The 15,989-nt window shown below is 64.9% G+C and carries 19 protein-coding genes; 2 read left to right on the top strand and 17 right to left on the bottom strand.

The annotated features are described in order from the left end of the window. Positions 1–53 precede the first annotated feature (53 nt). From ACUZUJ_RS01265 to ACUZUJ_RS01205, 13 genes are all read right to left on the bottom strand, one after another. The gene (locus tag ACUZUJ_RS01265; RefSeq protein ID WP_101764751.1) at positions 54–749 is read right to left on the bottom strand and encodes a phage minor tail protein L; all 696 of its coding nucleotides are present in this window, start codon (positions 747–749) and stop codon (positions 54–56) included. A 152-nt stretch (positions 750–901) separates the two neighbouring features. Next, entirely contained in the window at positions 902–2,038 is a 1,137-nt protein-coding gene (locus ACUZUJ_RS01260; protein ID WP_458220213.1) for a hypothetical protein, read from the bottom strand. Positions 2,039–2,122: 84 nt separating this feature from the next. Beyond that, a complete protein-coding gene (locus ACUZUJ_RS01255) occupies positions 2,123–3,277 on the bottom strand; it encodes a hypothetical protein (protein WP_119007311.1) in 1,155 nt (384 codons plus the stop codon). Positions 3,278–3,310: 33 nt separating this feature from the next. Then, positions 3,311–4,462 carry a hypothetical protein gene (locus tag ACUZUJ_RS01250; RefSeq protein WP_119007312.1) on the bottom strand — a complete coding sequence of 384 codons (1,152 nt, stop codon included), beginning with the start codon at positions 4,460–4,462 and terminating at the stop codon, positions 3,311–3,313. A 103-nt stretch (positions 4,463–4,565) separates the two neighbouring features. Beyond that, positions 4,566–5,738 (bottom strand): hypothetical protein, encoded by a 1,173-nt coding sequence (locus ACUZUJ_RS01245; protein ID WP_119007313.1) that lies wholly within the window; start codon positions 5,736–5,738, stop codon positions 4,566–4,568. 2 nt (positions 5,739–5,740) lie between these two features. Continuing rightward, positions 5,741–6,070, bottom strand: a complete 330-nt coding sequence (locus ACUZUJ_RS01240; protein ID WP_458220212.1) for a phage tail protein — start codon at positions 6,068–6,070, stop codon at positions 5,741–5,743. Further along, complete coding sequence (locus tag ACUZUJ_RS01235) at positions 6,070–7,218, bottom strand: phage tail tape measure protein (RefSeq protein ID WP_119007315.1); 1,149 nt, start codon at positions 7,216–7,218, stop codon at positions 6,070–6,072. The genes ACUZUJ_RS01240 and ACUZUJ_RS01235 overlap by 1 nt, the downstream gene beginning before the upstream one ends. A 76-nt stretch (positions 7,219–7,294) precedes the next feature. Further along, on the bottom strand, positions 7,295–7,552 hold the full coding sequence (locus tag ACUZUJ_RS01230; protein ID WP_119007403.1) for a DUF1799 domain-containing protein: 258 nt from the start codon (positions 7,550–7,552) through the stop codon (positions 7,295–7,297). Positions 7,553–7,602: 50 nt separating this feature from the next. Further along, complete coding sequence (locus ACUZUJ_RS01225) at positions 7,603–7,911, bottom strand: phage tail assembly chaperone (RefSeq protein WP_014645599.1); 309 nt, start codon at positions 7,909–7,911, stop codon at positions 7,603–7,605. Next, positions 7,911–8,570 (bottom strand): phage tail protein, encoded by a 660-nt coding sequence (locus tag ACUZUJ_RS01220; protein WP_119007316.1) that lies wholly within the window; start codon positions 8,568–8,570, stop codon positions 7,911–7,913. Before ACUZUJ_RS01220 ends, ACUZUJ_RS01225 begins: the two co-directional genes overlap by 1 nt. 71 nt (positions 8,571–8,641) lie before the next feature. Then, entirely contained in the window at positions 8,642–8,998 is a 357-nt protein-coding gene (gene gp17, locus ACUZUJ_RS01215) for a tail completion protein gp17 (protein WP_458220211.1), read from the bottom strand. 23 nt (positions 8,999–9,021) lie between these two features. Continuing rightward, entirely contained in the window at positions 9,022–9,372 is a 351-nt protein-coding gene (locus tag ACUZUJ_RS01210) for a head-tail adaptor protein (protein WP_119007317.1), read from the bottom strand. Next, complete coding sequence (locus ACUZUJ_RS01205) at positions 9,369–9,881, bottom strand: head-tail connector protein (RefSeq protein WP_069138078.1); 513 nt, start codon at positions 9,879–9,881, stop codon at positions 9,369–9,371. The genes ACUZUJ_RS01210 and ACUZUJ_RS01205 overlap by 4 nt, the downstream gene beginning before the upstream one ends. A gap of 378 nt (positions 9,882–10,259) precedes the next feature. Here ACUZUJ_RS01205 and ACUZUJ_RS01200 point away from each other — a divergent pair, with 378 nt between their 5' ends. Continuing rightward, on the top strand, positions 10,260–11,216 hold the full coding sequence (locus ACUZUJ_RS01200) for a cation diffusion facilitator family transporter (protein WP_101764744.1): 957 nt from the start codon (positions 10,260–10,262) through the stop codon (positions 11,214–11,216). A gap of 111 nt (positions 11,217–11,327) precedes the next feature. After that, a complete protein-coding gene (locus ACUZUJ_RS01195; RefSeq protein ID WP_049399846.1) occupies positions 11,328–11,753 on the top strand; it encodes an organic hydroperoxide resistance protein in 426 nt (141 codons plus the stop codon). 213 nt (positions 11,754–11,966) lie between these two features. Here the strand turns inward: ACUZUJ_RS01195 and mmsB are convergent, their stop codons facing one another. Genes mmsB through ACUZUJ_RS01175 form a run of 4 tightly spaced genes read right to left on the bottom strand, consistent with a single transcriptional unit; the run spans position 11,967 to position 15,986 of the window. Beyond that, entirely contained in the window at positions 11,967–12,857 is an 891-nt protein-coding gene (gene mmsB / locus ACUZUJ_RS01190) for a 3-hydroxyisobutyrate dehydrogenase (RefSeq protein ID WP_075675624.1), read from the bottom strand. Further along, on the bottom strand, positions 12,854–14,029 hold the full coding sequence (locus ACUZUJ_RS01185; RefSeq protein ID WP_458220210.1) for an enoyl-CoA hydratase/isomerase family protein: 1,176 nt from the start codon (positions 14,027–14,029) through the stop codon (positions 12,854–12,856). The genes mmsB and ACUZUJ_RS01185 overlap by 4 nt, the downstream gene beginning before the upstream one ends. Beyond that, a complete protein-coding gene (locus ACUZUJ_RS01180) occupies positions 14,026–14,823 on the bottom strand; it encodes an enoyl-CoA hydratase (RefSeq protein WP_101764742.1) in 798 nt (265 codons plus the stop codon). Before ACUZUJ_RS01180 ends, ACUZUJ_RS01185 begins: the two co-directional genes overlap by 4 nt. Continuing rightward, positions 14,820–15,986, bottom strand: coding sequence for an acyl-CoA dehydrogenase family protein (locus ACUZUJ_RS01175; protein WP_458220209.1), 1,167 nt, complete (start codon positions 15,984–15,986; stop codon positions 14,820–14,822). The genes ACUZUJ_RS01180 and ACUZUJ_RS01175 overlap by 4 nt, the downstream gene beginning before the upstream one ends. Positions 15,987–15,989 lie beyond the last annotated feature (3 nt).

The following is a 15,989-nucleotide window of genomic DNA, read 5'->3' as shown; positions in this document are numbered from 1 at the left end:
ATGAAAAAGGCCCGCGCGGGCGGGCCTGGAAAGTGGAGTCGGGAAGGGGTCGATCAGGAGCGCAGCAGGCCTGCGGCGGGGAAGCCGCCATAGGGCAGCGGCTTGTCCTGGCCAAACCGCAGCTTGCAGCTGCGCACCCGGCCGCCGCACTGGTCGCGTGCCGGATCGTCGGTGGCGACGTCGTCGCTGTCCGCTACCGCCGGACCGTTGTAGCCGCAGTACGCGCCGCGATAACCGCCACGCACCAGCCAGCCACACATGCCGGCGATGATCTGCCTGCCCGGCAACTGCTGGCCATTGAGATCAATCGCGGTGGTCAGCTCGAACTCGACCATCTGCTTGTCTTCGCCGATCTTGCGCTCGATGAACCAGACTTCGTCGGGGAAATGCTCGGCAGGATCCGCACTGGGATTGCCTTCCTCGAAGTTGGTGGCATCCAGGTACTTGGCCAGCGTCTGCCGGCGGATGATGCGGGCACCGACCAGGTCATCGAACAGCAGGCACATGGCGGTGATGCGGCCATCGATGTTGCTCACGCGCAGGCGTGGGTTCGGTGGCTGGTCACTGGTGCGTTCGAAGCCACTGGCCTCGATCGGCCAGGGGCCATACTCCTGGCCCTGCCACCAGATGACACCACTCTGCAGGTGTGCGTGGAAGAAGAGCTTGTCGGCGCCGAAACTGCTGGCGTCGAGCTCGTAGACGGTGATGCGGCCACCCGGCTCAAGCTGCTGGGCATCGGCGGTGATCATGGGGTGTGCTCCTGTGCGGCAATGGGAAGAGGGGGTGGTACGGGATACCGCTCCTGGCCGCGCGGTACGATGACGTGGTGGCCCGGGCGCAGCGACGTAGTGGTAGTGAAGCAGGCGTGCTTTGACGCCTGCGGAAGCATGGTTGTCATGGCTCAGAGCTCCGCATCGGCCTGCACCAGCACCTGTGAGGTGGTCGACCACACCACCACCGCGCCCCACTGCTGCATGTTGTTGGACATCGTGGACAGCACGGCCGCGTCCACGGTGGACTGCCAGCCCGGATCGCCACCGTTGAAGTTGATGAGGCTACCTTCGGAGCCGAAGCCGACCAGGTTGAGCGCGGCAGAGGGCGAGGTGACCCTGGGCGCCACGCGCTTGCGTACCTTGAACGGAATGCACGCGCGCGTGTCGCCGTTGGCGGTGTAGGTGATGCCCAGGATCCGGTTCACATCCACCGTCTCGTAGTAGCGCTGGCACAGCAACAGCTCCAGTGCTTCGGGCCGGCGATCGAAGTCGGTCGCGGTATCGCCTTCTTCGATCTGCACTTCGGCCAGCTGCACGCTGCCGCTCTTCTGCCCGGCGGCGAACGCCCGCCCGCCGAAGTCGGCACCGGCATCCAGCCAGAAGCTCAGTTGCAGGTAGCTGTCCGGGCCCAGCGTCTTGCCGGCAAGGCCCGGAACTTCCACGGTGACCTGGTGCCATCGCCACAGCGTATCGAGCACGACCGAGGCGCCGATACTATCGCGCGCGGTGGACCCGCCCGTTCCGTAGGACTGCTGCAGTTCCACACCGATGCGGAAATCGTCCACTGAGGACCGCGCCTTGAAGCTGATGGTGACGGTGCGCCCGGCCAGGCTCCGGACGTCCTCGATGCGCTGTTGGACCAGTGCCATGTGGCCAGCACCGGCCACGCTCTGCACGTCCAGCCGGAGCAGGTGGCGTGATCCGGCCAACAGGCGCCCTGCCTGGCCGCCGCCTGCAGGCACATCCTCGCGTGTGGCAGCTACCTTGGTGCCGATGGCATTGGCCTGCCAGCGGTCGGCGATGTAGCGAGTGCCCACGGATGCAGGGAACACTGCACCACGCTGCCAAAGGCGGAAGTCGCCGTTGATCAGGCAGTTGCGGCCAGCCATTCGGCCATCCAACCCATCCACCGCAGTCTGCACGGCATCCAACCCGCCATACACTTCGGCGAAGTTCTCGTTGATCTTGGTGAATGCCGGGCGCTGTGTTTCACCCCGCTTACCGTTCGCCTGAACGGTATCGAGGTCGATTATCTTTCTGCTCATTTAGCTTCCCATTCCGAATCAGCAAAGCCCAGAGACAGGTCGTTGCCACGCCTGAAAAAGACGGCGGAACGCCATACCTGATACTCAGTAAATCTCTGCATCCGCCGTCCAGTGGAACCAGCCCCCCCAGCGCCCGGGGGAATTGCCCCAGGCCACTTCGAAGACGTTCGTCGCGATCGTGGGAACCGATGCGGGCGTTCGGCTGCTGTCGTCCTGATTGACATATCCGGGCTCGACCACATTGTTGTTGGGCCTGACGACAATCACCGGCGTCACTCGCTTGCACGTCTTGAATGGCACCGACAGGTAACTGGTTGCGCCGCTCGCAGCCGAGTTGCCCCAACTGTAGCGACCGCTGTTGGTCGGAGTTCCAGGAACGACGTCATTGTCATAGGACTTTTCGTAGTAGCGCTGGCACAGCTGCAGCTCTTGGGCCAGCGGGCGCAAGTCGAATGCCGTTGCCCGGCTACCGCGCTCCAACTGCATCATCGCGATACCGAACTCTCCGTTCTGGCCGGAGATGACACCGCCATAGGCATCCGCGCACAGATCCACCACCAGCCACAGGAAATCGCTGTCGGCATTGCTTCCCAGCGTCTTCCCCTTCACCGATGGCAGTCGCGCACTGAGCTGGAAATAGGTCCAGGACGCGGCGGTGACCGCTACGGTTCCCAGCTCCACGCTGATCGCGGCGGACGGCGAACCACCGGTGCCAAAGTGCTGGATGAGACGAACACCGATGCGTTTTCCTGGCGGGCCATAGGCGAAGCCGGAAACGGTCACCTCGCCGTCGGACAGGGTGACCGCCCCTTCGATTTTCTGTGCGACGTAGGCGCTGCTACCTGCACTGGTCTTGGAAACGACGCTGTTGAGGAAACGGCGCGATTCCGGCGCGGCGCCGCCGGCAGGCAGATTGGCCCCGCGATTTGCGGTATGCGTGCAGCCCAGCGCTGCCACCGTCCAACGATCGGCCACATAGATCTCGCCGCCCTGGGTGGTGCCGGTGGTGCCCCGCTGCCAGAAATCGAAGTTGCCGTTGATCAGGCGGTTCCTGCCTGGAACTGCGGTCTGAAGAGCACGCTCCAGTGAATCCACACGCTGTCCGATCGCGGTCACGCCATCCAGCGCGCCATACACTTCTGCGAAGTTCTCATTGATTTTTGTGAACGCTGGGCGCTGCGTTTCACCCCGCATCCCGTTCGGCTGAACGGAATCGAGGTCGATGATCTTTCTCGTCATTGCTGTCGTCCTGAAAGTCCTGGGGGCGCCCAATCACAGCTCGGCTTCGGCCCACCAATGCCACCACCCGCCCCAGCGACCTGGATTGTTGGTCCAGCTCACTTCGTAGCAGGAGGGTGATGCATAGTTGACGAGGCAGGGCACGCGGGACACGTCATCCTCGGCGATGTGTCCGTTCTGCTGGGTGGTATCGGCCGAGATGATCATCACGTAGGGATGGGCACGCTTTGCCGTCTGGAATCGCACACTCTGGTAATGCGCCATTCCCGGCGAGTTGACCGAGAACGCCTCTCGCCCTTCGTTGTTTGCCGTGTTGGGTAGGATGTCGAGGTTGTAGCTCTTCTCGTAGTACCGCTGGCACAACGCGAACTCCATGCCCAGCGGGCGCCAGTCGAAGCGCGTGGCCACACGTCCCGGCTCGACCTGGAATTGTGTGAAGCCAAACGAGCCGTTCTGCGCCACCAACTCACCCTTCTGGCCGGTGCCGCACAGGTCGAACACCACGTAGAGATGGTCGTTGCCATGGGTGCCCAGCACCTTGCCCTTGGTGCTCGGTAAAGTGACGGTGACGCTGTGGTGTGTGGCCGAGGTGCCCAGTGTGAGCACACCTGCTTCGATCACCACCTCCGGCGCGGGCGAGCCGCCCGTGCCGAAGTTCTGGATGACGCGCACGCCGACCTTGCGGTTCGGTGCATCGCTGTTTGCCCACACAGAGATGGTGATGTCGCCGCTCGCGCTGCGCACCCCCTCGATCTTCTGTCCCATCCAGGCGCCACTGCTGGCAGCGGCACCGGACACGGTACATACCAGGATCGACCGCGTGTCTTCCGGGTAGCCACTCTGCCCCTCGTAGGCCACGCGCTGGACGTCATGGTTGCAGATCAATGCCGAGTTGGTGAAGCGATCGGCAAAGAACGTCTCTGCCCCCAGGGTGCCAGACCCGCTACCGACACGGCCGGAGGTCCGGCGTTGCCAGAACTGAAGGCCACCATTGATAAGCAGATTCCTTCCCGGAACGCGCTCGGTGATGGCATTCCCCACGGTCTCCGGAATCTTCGCGACATCGGTCAAGGCGTCGTAGACCTCGGCGAAATTCTCGTTGATCTTGGTGAACGCCGGGCGCTGTGTTTCACCCCGCTTTCCGTTCGGTTGAACGGAATCGAGGTCGATGATCTTTCTTGCCATTAGTGGCTCCTTGAACGAGGTGAATCGGTGGCGGCCGATCGGAGTTCGAGTACTTTCATTCAGTCACGGCTTCCCGACTGGTCCCGCAGGTGTAGGAATGCACTCAGAGTTCGGCATCGGCGGTGTAGTGGCCTGCCAGCAGAACAGATCCGCTTACCAGGAAACCTGCGCCGCCCACGTCCGCCATGAACGCCTGGCTCGTTGCCATGACTACATTGGTCAGGGTTCCCGCGCGCCATGCTCCGCCAGCGGCGTCGTAGTACCTCCAGAAGCTCGGCGATCCGATGTCACCACCTTCTCCGCCTGCGTGGAAAAGCAGCTGTGGCGTGCCGCGCATCGTGCCCTTGAACTCTGCAACAACGCGGCAGGTGCCACTGTTGAAGGCCACTGCATTCCGGTGGACGGCGGAGCTGCTCCTGCTGTTGGGCACCTCTGCAACAGGGAAGGACTTCTGGTAGTAGCGCTGGCACAGCGCAAGCTCGTGGGCCGGTGATCTCCACTCGAAGCGGGTCGCCCGTGCGCCGGCTTCCCACTGCATTTCACCGAAGTACAACTGGCCTGCCTGCGCGCCGAGCCCTCCTGTGCGCGCGTTGAAGTCGCTGCCTGCCGAGAGCCATACCGCACAGATGACCGAATCATCGCCACCGCCAAGCGTCTTACCGTAGATGGAAGGAAGACTGACGGTCTTGCTGATCCGGTTCAGGCCCTGTGCGAGCGTAAACACTTCCGGCTGTATCCCCGTGACAGTGGGGCTTCCGCCTGTTCCGAAGCGCTGCAGGAATTCGACTGCGATCTTTCTCCCTGCAGTGCCTGCGTTGTAGACCAGGAAGGATAGCGTGCTCTCTGATGCGGCAAAGGTCCGCACACTTTCCACACGCTGCTCGAACAGGAAATGGTGTCCGGCAGCGTTGTGGTTCCCGTTGCAATTGGCGGCCAACGTGAACAGGCTTTTCGGGAAGTTCGCATCGCCCGGGGCAACGGGTGATTTGAATATGCCTGCTCCGTCCATCCCTCCCTGCTGTGCAAAGAATCTGTCCGCACAGTAGGCAGCAGCAGCGGTGAAGTTGTCCCCACGCTGCCAGAAGTCGAAATTCCCGTTGATCAAGCGGTTCTTTCCCGAGACAGAGTCTGCGATGGCACCGGGGATTCCCTCCAGCGCCAACGCAACATCCTGAAAGTTCTGGTTGATCTTGGTGAAGGCGGGCCGCTGGGTCTCTCCACGCTTTCCGTTGGGCTGGATGGTATCCAGGTCGATCCGTTGAAGATCCATGCTCATGCCTACGCCTGGAAGGTCTGCTCGAACGTCGCGGTGATGGTCGAGACCTGTCCACCGAGATGGCTGTCGGTGTAGGAATCACACATGTACAACCCCTGCCCCAGTGGCCCCTTCCACAGGAAGCTGCGGCCGGCATGACCATCCAGGAAGGCCACGATCTCGCTGATGGTCCTGCGGTTGCCTACGAACTGCAGCTGGTAACTGCGCGAGGTGGCGTTCAGGCCATCAGCGGCGGCCTGCGCATAGTCATCACCGAACTTCGCGCGCTTCACGGCGGCGGTGGTGGTCCCGGTGCTCTGGCTGGTTGCCGGCCAGGTGAAAGTCTCGGTCATTACATGGCACTCCTGCTGAGCACACCACCTGCCTTCAGGTCACGACTCTGCAGTTCGCGGTACTTGCGTTCCACGAACTGGCCGATCTCGTTGCCGAACTGCTGCAGCATGCTTTCGTTGGTGGTGACTTCCTTGCCACCGTTGTTGTCGATGCGGATGCTCACACCCACGCCACCGCCACTGCCTCCACCGCCATGCGCGGCCACGCCGAGACGGCCGTCCGGCCCGCGCTGCAGCGGCATGATCGCTTCCGGTCCCGCTTCGCCGAATACGCCGGCACCCTTGGCGAAGGCGAACAGCTGCGGGGTGTCATAGACACCGCCGGAGTAGACGGAGAGGCCGGGCGATCTGAAGGTGCCTCCCTTTGCAAAGCCGGAGATCGGAATTGATTCCTTCTGCACGGGCCCCACACTGCCACCGAAGAGCATCTTCACGCCCCAGACGATGGCCTGCTGGATCGCAATCTTCTTCAGATCCGCGATCAGTGCCTTGGTCAGTTCATGATGGTTGGATTTGCCGGTGGTTACGAAGTTGTAGAGCGCCGTTCCGGCGGCATCAAATGCCTTGGTGAAGACAGTCTGCGTGTTCGTCGCGGCATCCTGTGCCTTCGCGGTATAGGCCTCGAACGCATCCTGGAATCCGTTCTCGATACCCTTCATGCCCGTCTTGATCTTCCGCGAATCGTCTTCCTTCTCGTCCTTTTTCGCGCCCGTCTTCTCGGGCTTCGCGATGTTCAGGTACGTACCCCTGGCCGAACGCCGCGCATCAGCGAGGAAGCCGCTGCGACGTTCACCATCGGTGGACAGTCTGTCCAGGTTGCGCGCGGTAGCATCAGATGCGACTTCTCCGGGTGTCCTGCCATCACGCCGGGCGTCCTCTGCAGAACTCTGCGCCTGCTCCAGCGCAGCTTGTACGACTGCCAGCGTTCCAGCCAGCTTCTGAACCATGGTATCGGCGAGGGAGATGCTGCTTTGAAGTACACCGTTGAGTGCGGACTGAAGCACCGTGCTCTTCTGCGCATACTGCTGCTGAAGCTGCGTCAGTGCATTGAACTCGGCCATGCTGCGCGTCGCGGCCTGGACGGCGGAATCCAGCCTGGCGTTGATCTCAACAGCAGCAGCCGTCGCTCCGAGCGTTGTGTCGGCCATGAAATTCTCCTGGCTTGAATGGGGCCTCACGTGCTGCCGAGGCCGTTGTCTGGCATCGGCGTTGGCCGCTGCCTGCTTATTCGTGCTGCATGTGCTTCAGGGCCGCATGCTCGATGACGCGGATGCCCGCCATCACTTCAGCGTGCCGCTCCGGCACAAGCGCTTCGCGCTGCAGCTCCTGATAGACCACGTTGTAGTCCAGCCCGATCGGGCCACCTGCGCCAACGCGCCACTGGGTGGAAACCCGTGAGAAAACCTCGATGGGAAGCACACACTCCGGCCACAGCTCGACCTGCGGCGGTGGAAAGTGCTTTGCCTTCAATCCAAGCTGCATCAGCTCGGACTCGGTGGGGGCCCGCCAGTACAGGGCCCCCACCGCCTCGATCAGTTTCCCTTGCGTGCGACCTGCAGCGCCTGGGTGTAGCCACCGATGATGGCGCCATCCAGGCCGGCCTGCTGCTGCAGCGCCAGCTCGACGCCGGCGGTATCCAGCGCCACATCGGCATCCCAATCCACCACGATGTCCAGGATGGCCTGGGCCACGCTCAACGTGTCATCGCCCAGACGCTCCAGCAGGCTGGCGTAGTCGGCCACCGACAGATGCCGGTAGGTCAGGTTGAGCTTCTGCTCGCGACCGTGACCGACGATGGTCAGGGTGCTCTTGAAGCTCTCCGGCGCCTTTACCTGGAACATCAGGCGCCCTCGACCAGGATGGAGTCGGCCAGCGCGGTGAAGGTCGCGGTGGTGCCCATCGGGGTGTTGGCAGCCATGGTCGGGTCGCCGTTGTAGCTCAGGTAGCCGTACCAGTACAGCACGTCGCCGCCGACCAGCTTGGCGCGCAGGATCACCGGCTCGCCCTTGGCATCAACGTTCTTCAGCGCCGGGTACCACGGCTTCTTCGGATCGTAGAACAGCGGCAGGGTAATGGTCTTGGCGTTCTTGAAGGTCGGCAGCTGGACCTGGCGACCGGTCGGGTCTTCCAGCAGCGTGCCGCTCCAGTACTGCTGCTCGCCACCGGCGGTGGTCGGGTCGCCCTGCTGGTCCAGGTCGACGAAGGCGCCTGCCTTGCGCAGCACGCCGGCACCGCTGGTGCCCGGGAACAGCACGGTGTCGGTGGTGTCGATGCCCAGCAGTTCAACGCTGCCGGTGGCTTCAGCACCCGCGCGGGTGGCGCGGTTGTTCAGGGCCGGCCAGCCCGGCAGTTCAATGACCACCACATCGCCGGTGTCGACGCTGTTGGCGGCAACGCTGGCCAGTGCCGGCGCAGCCTTGGAGATCGCGGTGGTGGCGATCGCGGTGGAGACAACCGGTGCGAAACCGAACTGGGTGCCCTTGGGAAGCTTGAGTGCCATGGTGTATTTCCTCGTTGGATAAAAAAAAACCCGGCGGTTGCCGGGCTGGGGTGTTGCACGGGTGAAGGGGTTTACGGGTCGGCGTACCACAGGCCGAAGTCGAGCCGCGCGCCGTGTTTGTGCAGCACCGGCTCATGCACGGCGATTGCAGCGCCGAACGACTCGGCGGTCGGCAGTCCCGCGCAGACCTGGTCCTCAATGGTGCGGATCAGGGTGTTGGCCTGGGCACGACTGTCTGCCCAGACGGTCAGCTGCACGCGAGCGTGCTTCTGTTCGGGAGTGGAACCTTCGTTGAACCACACGGACTGTCCACCCATCTGCTGGTAGACGGCACACGGGTAGAGGACCGGTTCCGGCGGAACGTCGGGATACAGCCGGCCCTGCAGCAGCGGGGCCAGCAGCGCGTGCAGCTGTGCTTCGTAACTCATCGCGGTGTCCTGGTTGGCGTCGCTCAGGCAATGCCTGAAGACTGTTCGGTGAACAGCACCGTGGTCTGGCGCCGGCTGAAGTCCGGAGCAACGCCGGTGATGTTGAAAGCGCGACCGTCATGCACGATGCGCATGCCGACATGGATGCCGGCCTGTCGCGCGGCCGCCAATCGGACATGGAAGCGCTGGCGGCGGATTGTTGCCGGGAGGCGGCTTTCCAGCGTCAGCCGCTGCACGCTGTCTGTAGGATCGGCAGTGACGGCGGCCCACAGTTCTGCCACCGGCTGCCAGGCGTCCAGCGGCTGCCCCCAGGCGTCGAGCTGGCCGTCCTGGCGCTCGATACGGATGCGGCGATTGAGGTGGCCGGCGTTCATGGCGTTGCGGCCGGTCGGTACGGATCAAGCAGCGCGGCCACGCCGAACGGCAGTTCCATTGCGATGGCAGTGGCGCCTGCCGGTGCATCGAGCGTCTGTGCAGAGACGACTACGGCTTCGCGATGGGCGTACAGGTGGCCCAGCAGCAGGCGTACCGCTGCACGGATGCTGTCATTGGCGGGCATGCCCAGCAGCAGGCGTGCACTGCGCGCGGTGGCCACGGCCAGGCGACGATCGGCCACATCCCGCATGGCCTTGGCCTTGGCCGCGTTGGTCTCGGCATTGGCGGCGGCAACCGCGGCTTCATGCCCGGTCACCGCCGCCGCCATGTCTTGCGGCAGCTGGTCCAGCGCCTGGTCCAGCGCGGCCTGGTCGGCGTACAGTTCGCGGCCCAGGTAGGCTGCGGCCGCGTCGCTGGCTGCTGCCAGCAGGTCACCCAGGATGGCGTCGTCAAAGTCGCCGTCGATACGGCAGTGCGCGCGGCACTGCTCAAGGGTCAGCAGGGGCATCGAATCCTCCTTCGTTGATGGATGTGGAGTGCCCCGACCCTGCGCGCACGGCGGCGCCCCACGCGGTCACCAGGACGGCGCGGGAAAAGCAGGATCGGGGCGGAAGACAGAACGGCCGCGACGGGAACGTCAGGGCCGGTGGCGATGGCGTCGCAGCGCGCGATGGCGCAAACGAAAGAAGCCCCCGGGGTCACCGGAGGCTTCTATGTCATCGTGGTACAAACGATACGCTTCGGGTGTGCACCCGTCAATCCGCAATCGGTTACCAGTCTGGTGACTTTTCCAGGCGCTGTGCGGCTGCGGTCACGGCGGCATGCTGCAGGCTGGATAGAATGGCGACGCGCTGCTTCCGCAGCCCATTTCCCGCTGGATTCCCGCATGCCTGCCACCACCGAACGCTTCTTCGATGCGCGTACCGAACAAGGCGTGCTGCGCCTGTCCATCGCAGGCTCACTGCTGCTGGCCGCGGCAGCGGTGGTGTTCGGCCTGCTGGCCAATTCCTCGCTGATCATCTTCGATGGCATCTACGGCCTGATCGATGTGGTGATGACCTGGCTGTCATTGCTGGTCGCACGGCTGATCGCTCTATCCACCAGCAGCGATGCGCTGCAGTCGCGTCTCAACCAACGCTTCACCATGGGCTTCTGGCACCTGGAGCCGATCGTGCTGGGCGTGAGCGGCACGCTGATGATCGGCGCGGCGCTGTATGCACTGGTCAATGCGGTGGATGCGCTGATGTCCGGCGGTCGCCACATCGCGCTTGGCCCGGCCATCGCCTTCGCCGGGTTGTCGATCGTCGGCGAAGGTGCGCTGGCCTGGTTCGTGCTGCGTGCCAACCGCCGCATCGGTTCGGAGTTCATCGCGCTGGACGCGAAGAACTGGGTGATCGCCGCCAGCATGTCGGCCTGCTATCTGCTGGCCTTCCTCGGCGGTGTGCTGGTGCGCGGTACCTCGCTGGCCTGGGTCGGGCCCTACATCGACCCGGCCATCCTCGCCTTCGTCTGCGTGCTGGTGATGATCGCCCCGCTGGGCACCGTGCGCCGCGCGCTGGCGGGCATCCTGCTGGTCACCCCACCAGAACTGCAGGCGCACGTGGACGCGGTGGCACGCGCGATCGTCGCCAAGCACGGCTTCGTCGAGCATCGCAGCTATGTCGCGCAGGTGGGGCGTGGCGAGCAGATCGAGCTGTTCTTCGTGGTACGCGAGGACGACCCGCCGCGGCCCCTGCTGGAATGGGACCAGCTGCGCGACGAGATCGGCGATGCGCTGGGCGAGGCCTCGCCGGACCGCTGGCTGACCATCATGTTCACCACCGACCGTGAGTGGACGATCTAGGCCAGCAGGACGATCAATCAAGTTTTTCGTACGAACTGCAACCCAACGTACGCAGAAACCGGGCAAAGTAGGCTCCAACGCAACACCCACCCACTGACCAGGAGCATCACGATGTCCATCGAAAAGGTTCTGTATACCGCCCAGGCCACCTCCACCGGCGGCCGTGAAGGCCGTTCCGTCTCGTCCGACAACGTGCTGGACATCCAGCTGTCGACCCCGCGCGAGCTGGGTGGCGCCGGCGGCCCGGGCACCAACCCGGAACAGCTGTTCGCCGCTGGCTACTCGGCCTGCTTCCTGGGCGCGCTGAAGTTCGTGGCCGGCCAGGCCAAGGTCGCGCTGCCGGCCGACACCACCGTCACCGGCAAGGTCGGCATCGGCCAGATCCCGACCGGTTTCGGCATCGAGGCCGAGCTGACCATCAGCGCTCCGGGCGTGCCGCGCGAGCAGCTGGAAGAGCTGGTGCAGAAGGCGCACATCGTGTGCCCGTACTCCAACGCCACCCGCGGCAACATCGACGTGACGCTGGTCGTTGCCTGATGCAGCGCCGGGGTCGGATCCCTTTGCCAATGGCAAAGGGCTCTGACCCCAACCGCGGCGTCTTCGGGGGTCAGAGCCCTTTCGCGATGCGAAAGGGATCCGACCCCCAAAAAAAATGGGCGGATGCCGGTCGAAACCGAACATCCGCCCATCCCACCTTCGTTGTCCCACATGGGGGCATGAGGTTGCCGGCCAGCGGCCGGCACTACCAGGTCACTTCTCGCTCGTGATGAGCTGCACGACGCTGGAGAAATCCAGCTTGCCGCGGCCGGCCTGGTGGTTCATCGAGTACAGGTTGCGGGCCACTTCGCCCAGCGGGATCGAGGCGCCGACACTCATCGCCGCTTCCACCGCCAGGCCCATGTCCTTGAGCATCAGATCGCTGCCGAAACCGCCGCTGTAGCCACGCGAGGCCGGCGCATTCTCCAGCACGCCCGGCCACGGGTTGCACACTTCGGTGGCCCAGCTGCGGCCGGTGCTGACCGCCATCATCTGCGACAGCACCTTCGGGTCCAGCCCGTGCGCCACGCCGAGGGCAATGGCTTCGCCGGTGACCGCCATGATCACGCCCAGCGCCATGTTGTTGCACAGCTTGGCCACCTGGCCGGCACCGCTGGCGCCGACGTGGAAGATGTTCTTGCCCATCGCCTGCAGCACCGGGCGCGCGCGTTCCAGCGCGTCCTCCTCGCCACCGACGATGAAGGTCAGGGTGCCGGCCTGGGCACCGGCGGTACCGCCGGATACCGGCGCGTCGATCATCTGCAGGCCACGTGCGGCGGCGGCTTCGGAGACCTTGCGGGCGCTGGCCGGGGCGATCGTGCTGCAGTCGATGACCAGCGCACCGGCCGGGATCGCGGCGAGGATGCCGTCGTCGCCCAGGTACACGCCTTCGACGTGGCGGCTGGCCGGCAGCATCGAGATCACCACTTCGGCACCGGCCAGTGTGTCGCGGGCCGACGATGCGGCGCTGGCACCGGCATCGACGGCGGCCTGCACCGCGGCCGGAACCAGATCGAACACGCGTACGCTGTGGCCGTTCTTGACCAGATTGGCGGCCATCGGGCCACCCATGTTGCCCAACCCGATGAATGCAATGTGGCTCATGCAAGGCTCCTTTCAACAAGGGGAGTGCCCAGGTCGGCCAGCGGATGCGCGGCATCGGCCCAGGGGGAAGCGAAGAAGGTGTCGGCCCACGCGGCGATGGCCTCGGCCAGGGTGGCCGGATTCCACTGTGGATTGCGGTCCTTGTCGATCAGCAGTGCGCGGATGCCTTCGGCGAAATCACCATGGGCGGCGCAATGCAGGGCGACGATGTACTCCAGGCGGTAGATCGCGGCGAGGTCCTGGCCGGCACTGCGGCGCTGCAGTTCGTACGACAGCCGTGCCGAGCCCGGTGCACCGGCGGCGAGGGTTTTCTGTGCCGCCTGCAGCCAGGCATCATCGGTCTGCAGGCCGGCAATGCGCGCAACGATCGCTTCAAGGTCATCGCCTTCGCACAGCGCATCGACCTGCGCCGCATTGGCCAGCAGCGGACCGGTCGCTGCATCGCTGGCATGCGATTGCAGCAGATGGCTGAGCCGCTCGTGGTTGTGCGCTGCGTTACTGGACCACGCGACCTGCAGCAGCGCATCGAAGACCGCGCTGCGGCGTTCTTCGGCCACATGCACGTCGGCCAGGCCGGCGTAGATGGCATCGCCCGAGTTCAACAGCGCGCCGGTCAGGGCCAGGAACAGGCCGCCCTTGCCCGGAACGCGCGGCAGCAGCCAGCTGCCACCCACATCGGGGAACAGGCCGACGGTGATTTCCGGGAAGGCCAGCTTGGAGCGCTCGCTGACCACGCGGTGGCTGGCGCCGGACATCAGTCCGATGCCGCCGCCCATCACGATGCCGTGGCCCCAGCACAGGATCGGCTTGGCGTAGGTGTGGATGAGGTAATCGACGCGGTACTCAACGTCGAAGAACTCAGCGGCGTAGTCGTTCTCGCGGATGTCGCTGCGGCCGGCCTCGCGGAAGGCGACCATGCTCTTGTACAGGCTGTGCAGGTCGCCGCCGGCGCAGAACGCCTTTTCACCGGCGCCCTGCAGCACCACCATGGCGATACCGTCGTCGTCGGCCCAGGCATTCAACTGCTTCAGCAGCAGGTGCGCCATCGGCAGCGAGAAGCCGTTGAGCGTACGCGGCGCATTGAGCGTGGCGATGCCGATGCGCGTGCCGTTGCCGGCCACGCGCTCTTCGAACAGCACCGGTGCATCGTCGGCAGCGGTGTCGGTGCTCATGCGTTCTTCCACTGCGCGGCGCGCTTTTCCAGGAAGGCGGTCACGCCCTCGACCTGGTCGGCGGTGTCGAACAGGTCGACGAAGGCTTCGCGCTCGGCCACCAGCGCCGAAGCGTGGGTGCCGGTGCGGGTGGACTGCACCAGAGTCTTGCAGGCGGCGATGCTGGTCGGGCTCTGCTTGCCGGCCTTCTTCGCCCATTCCAGCGCCAGCGCCTTGGCTTCGCCCTTGCCGACCTTTTCTTCGGCCAGGCCGATGCGCAGCGCGGTCTCGGCGTTGATGCGCTCGCCCAGCAGGATCATGCGCTTGGCCCAGCCCTCGCCGACCAGGCGCGGCAGGTTCTGGGTGCCACCGGCGCACGGCAGCAGGCCGACGGTAGCCTCCGGCAGCGCGACCTGGGCATGGTCTTCAATGATGCGCAGGTCGCAGGCCAGCGCGCATTCCAGGCCACCGCCCATGGCGTAGCCGTTGATCGCGGCGATCGACACGCCACGGAACCCGGACAGCGCTTCGAAGGCTTCGCCGAAGCGGCGCGCGGCTTCACGTGCAGCGGCCTTGTCGCCGGAGGCGAACTGGTTGAGGTCGGCACCGGCGGAGAAGAATTTCTCGCCGTCACCGGTGATCACCAGCGCATAGATGTCGCGGTCTGCGTTGAGCGCGCCCACCAGGTCGCGCAGCGCCGACAGGCTGTGCACGGTCCAGGTATGCGCCGGCGGGTTGTTCAGGGTGACCATGGCGGTGTGGCCATCCACCTCGACCTTCAGGCCCACGTGCTCCTGGGTACGCCAATCCTTCATCGCAGTTCCTCTTCGGTGTTGAGCAGGTGACGGGCAACGATCACCCGCATGATCTCGTTGGTGCCTTCCAGGATCTGGTGCACGCGGCAGTCACGCAGCAGGCGCTCGATCGGGTACTCGCGGATGTAGCCGTAGCCACCGTGGATCTGCAGTGCTTCGTTGCAAACGTTGAAACCGGCATCGGTGGCGAAGCGCTTGGCCATCGCGCACCACACGTTGGCGTCGCTGGCACCGGCATCGAGCTTGCGTGCGGCGGTGTGCACCATCTGCCGTGCAGCCACCAGCTGGGTGACCATGTCGGCCAGCTTGAACTGCAGCGCCTGGAACTCGGCCAGCGCCTTGCCGAACTGGCGGCGCTCGCCCATGTAGCGGCGTGCAGCGTCCAGCGCACCCTGCGCGGCACCCAGCGAGCAGGCGGCGATGTTGATGCGGCCGCCATCGAGTCCCTTCATCGCCAGCTTGAACCCGCCGCCTTCCTCTCCCAGAAGGTGGCTGACCGGCACGCGGACGTTTTCGAAGGTGATGCCACGGGTGGGCTGGCTGTTCCAGCCCATCTTCTCTTCCTTGCGGCCGAAGCTGATGCCCGGCAGGTCCGCCGGCACCGCAATGGCGCTGACACCGCCGGCACCGGCACCACCGGTACGTGCCATCACCACCAGCAGCTCGGTGGCACCGGCGCCGGAAATGAAGGCCTTCGAGCCGTTCAGCACATAGAAGTCGCCATCGCGCACGGCGGTGCTCTTCAGCGAGGCCGCATCGGAACCAGCACCCGGTTCGGTCAGGCAGTACGAAGCCAGCTTGTTGCCCGAAGACAGATCGGTGCCCCACGCATCGCGCAGTGCCGGCTGGCCCCACTTGGACACCATCCACGAAGCCATGTTGTGGATGCTGATGTAGGCCGCCGTCGACGGATCGACGTTGGCGAGCTCCTCGATGACGACGGCGGCGTCCAGTCGGCTCAGGCCGCTGCCGCCCACTTCCGGGTCCATATACAGACCGCAGAAGCCCAGTTCACCGGCCTTGGCGATCGCCTCGCGCGGAAAGATGCCCTCCGCATCCCATCGCGCGGCGTGCGGCGCCAGTTCGGCCTGTGCGAAGTCGCGCGCAGCCTCGCGGTACGCCTGCTGTGCTTCTTCCAGTTCCGTCGTCATCGAGTGGCTCATGGC

It is taken from the genome of Stenotrophomonas sp. S4 (assembly GCF_054187805.2).
Note: the sequence above shows the minus strand (reverse complement) of the source record. Positions and strands in the feature narration are given on the sequence as shown.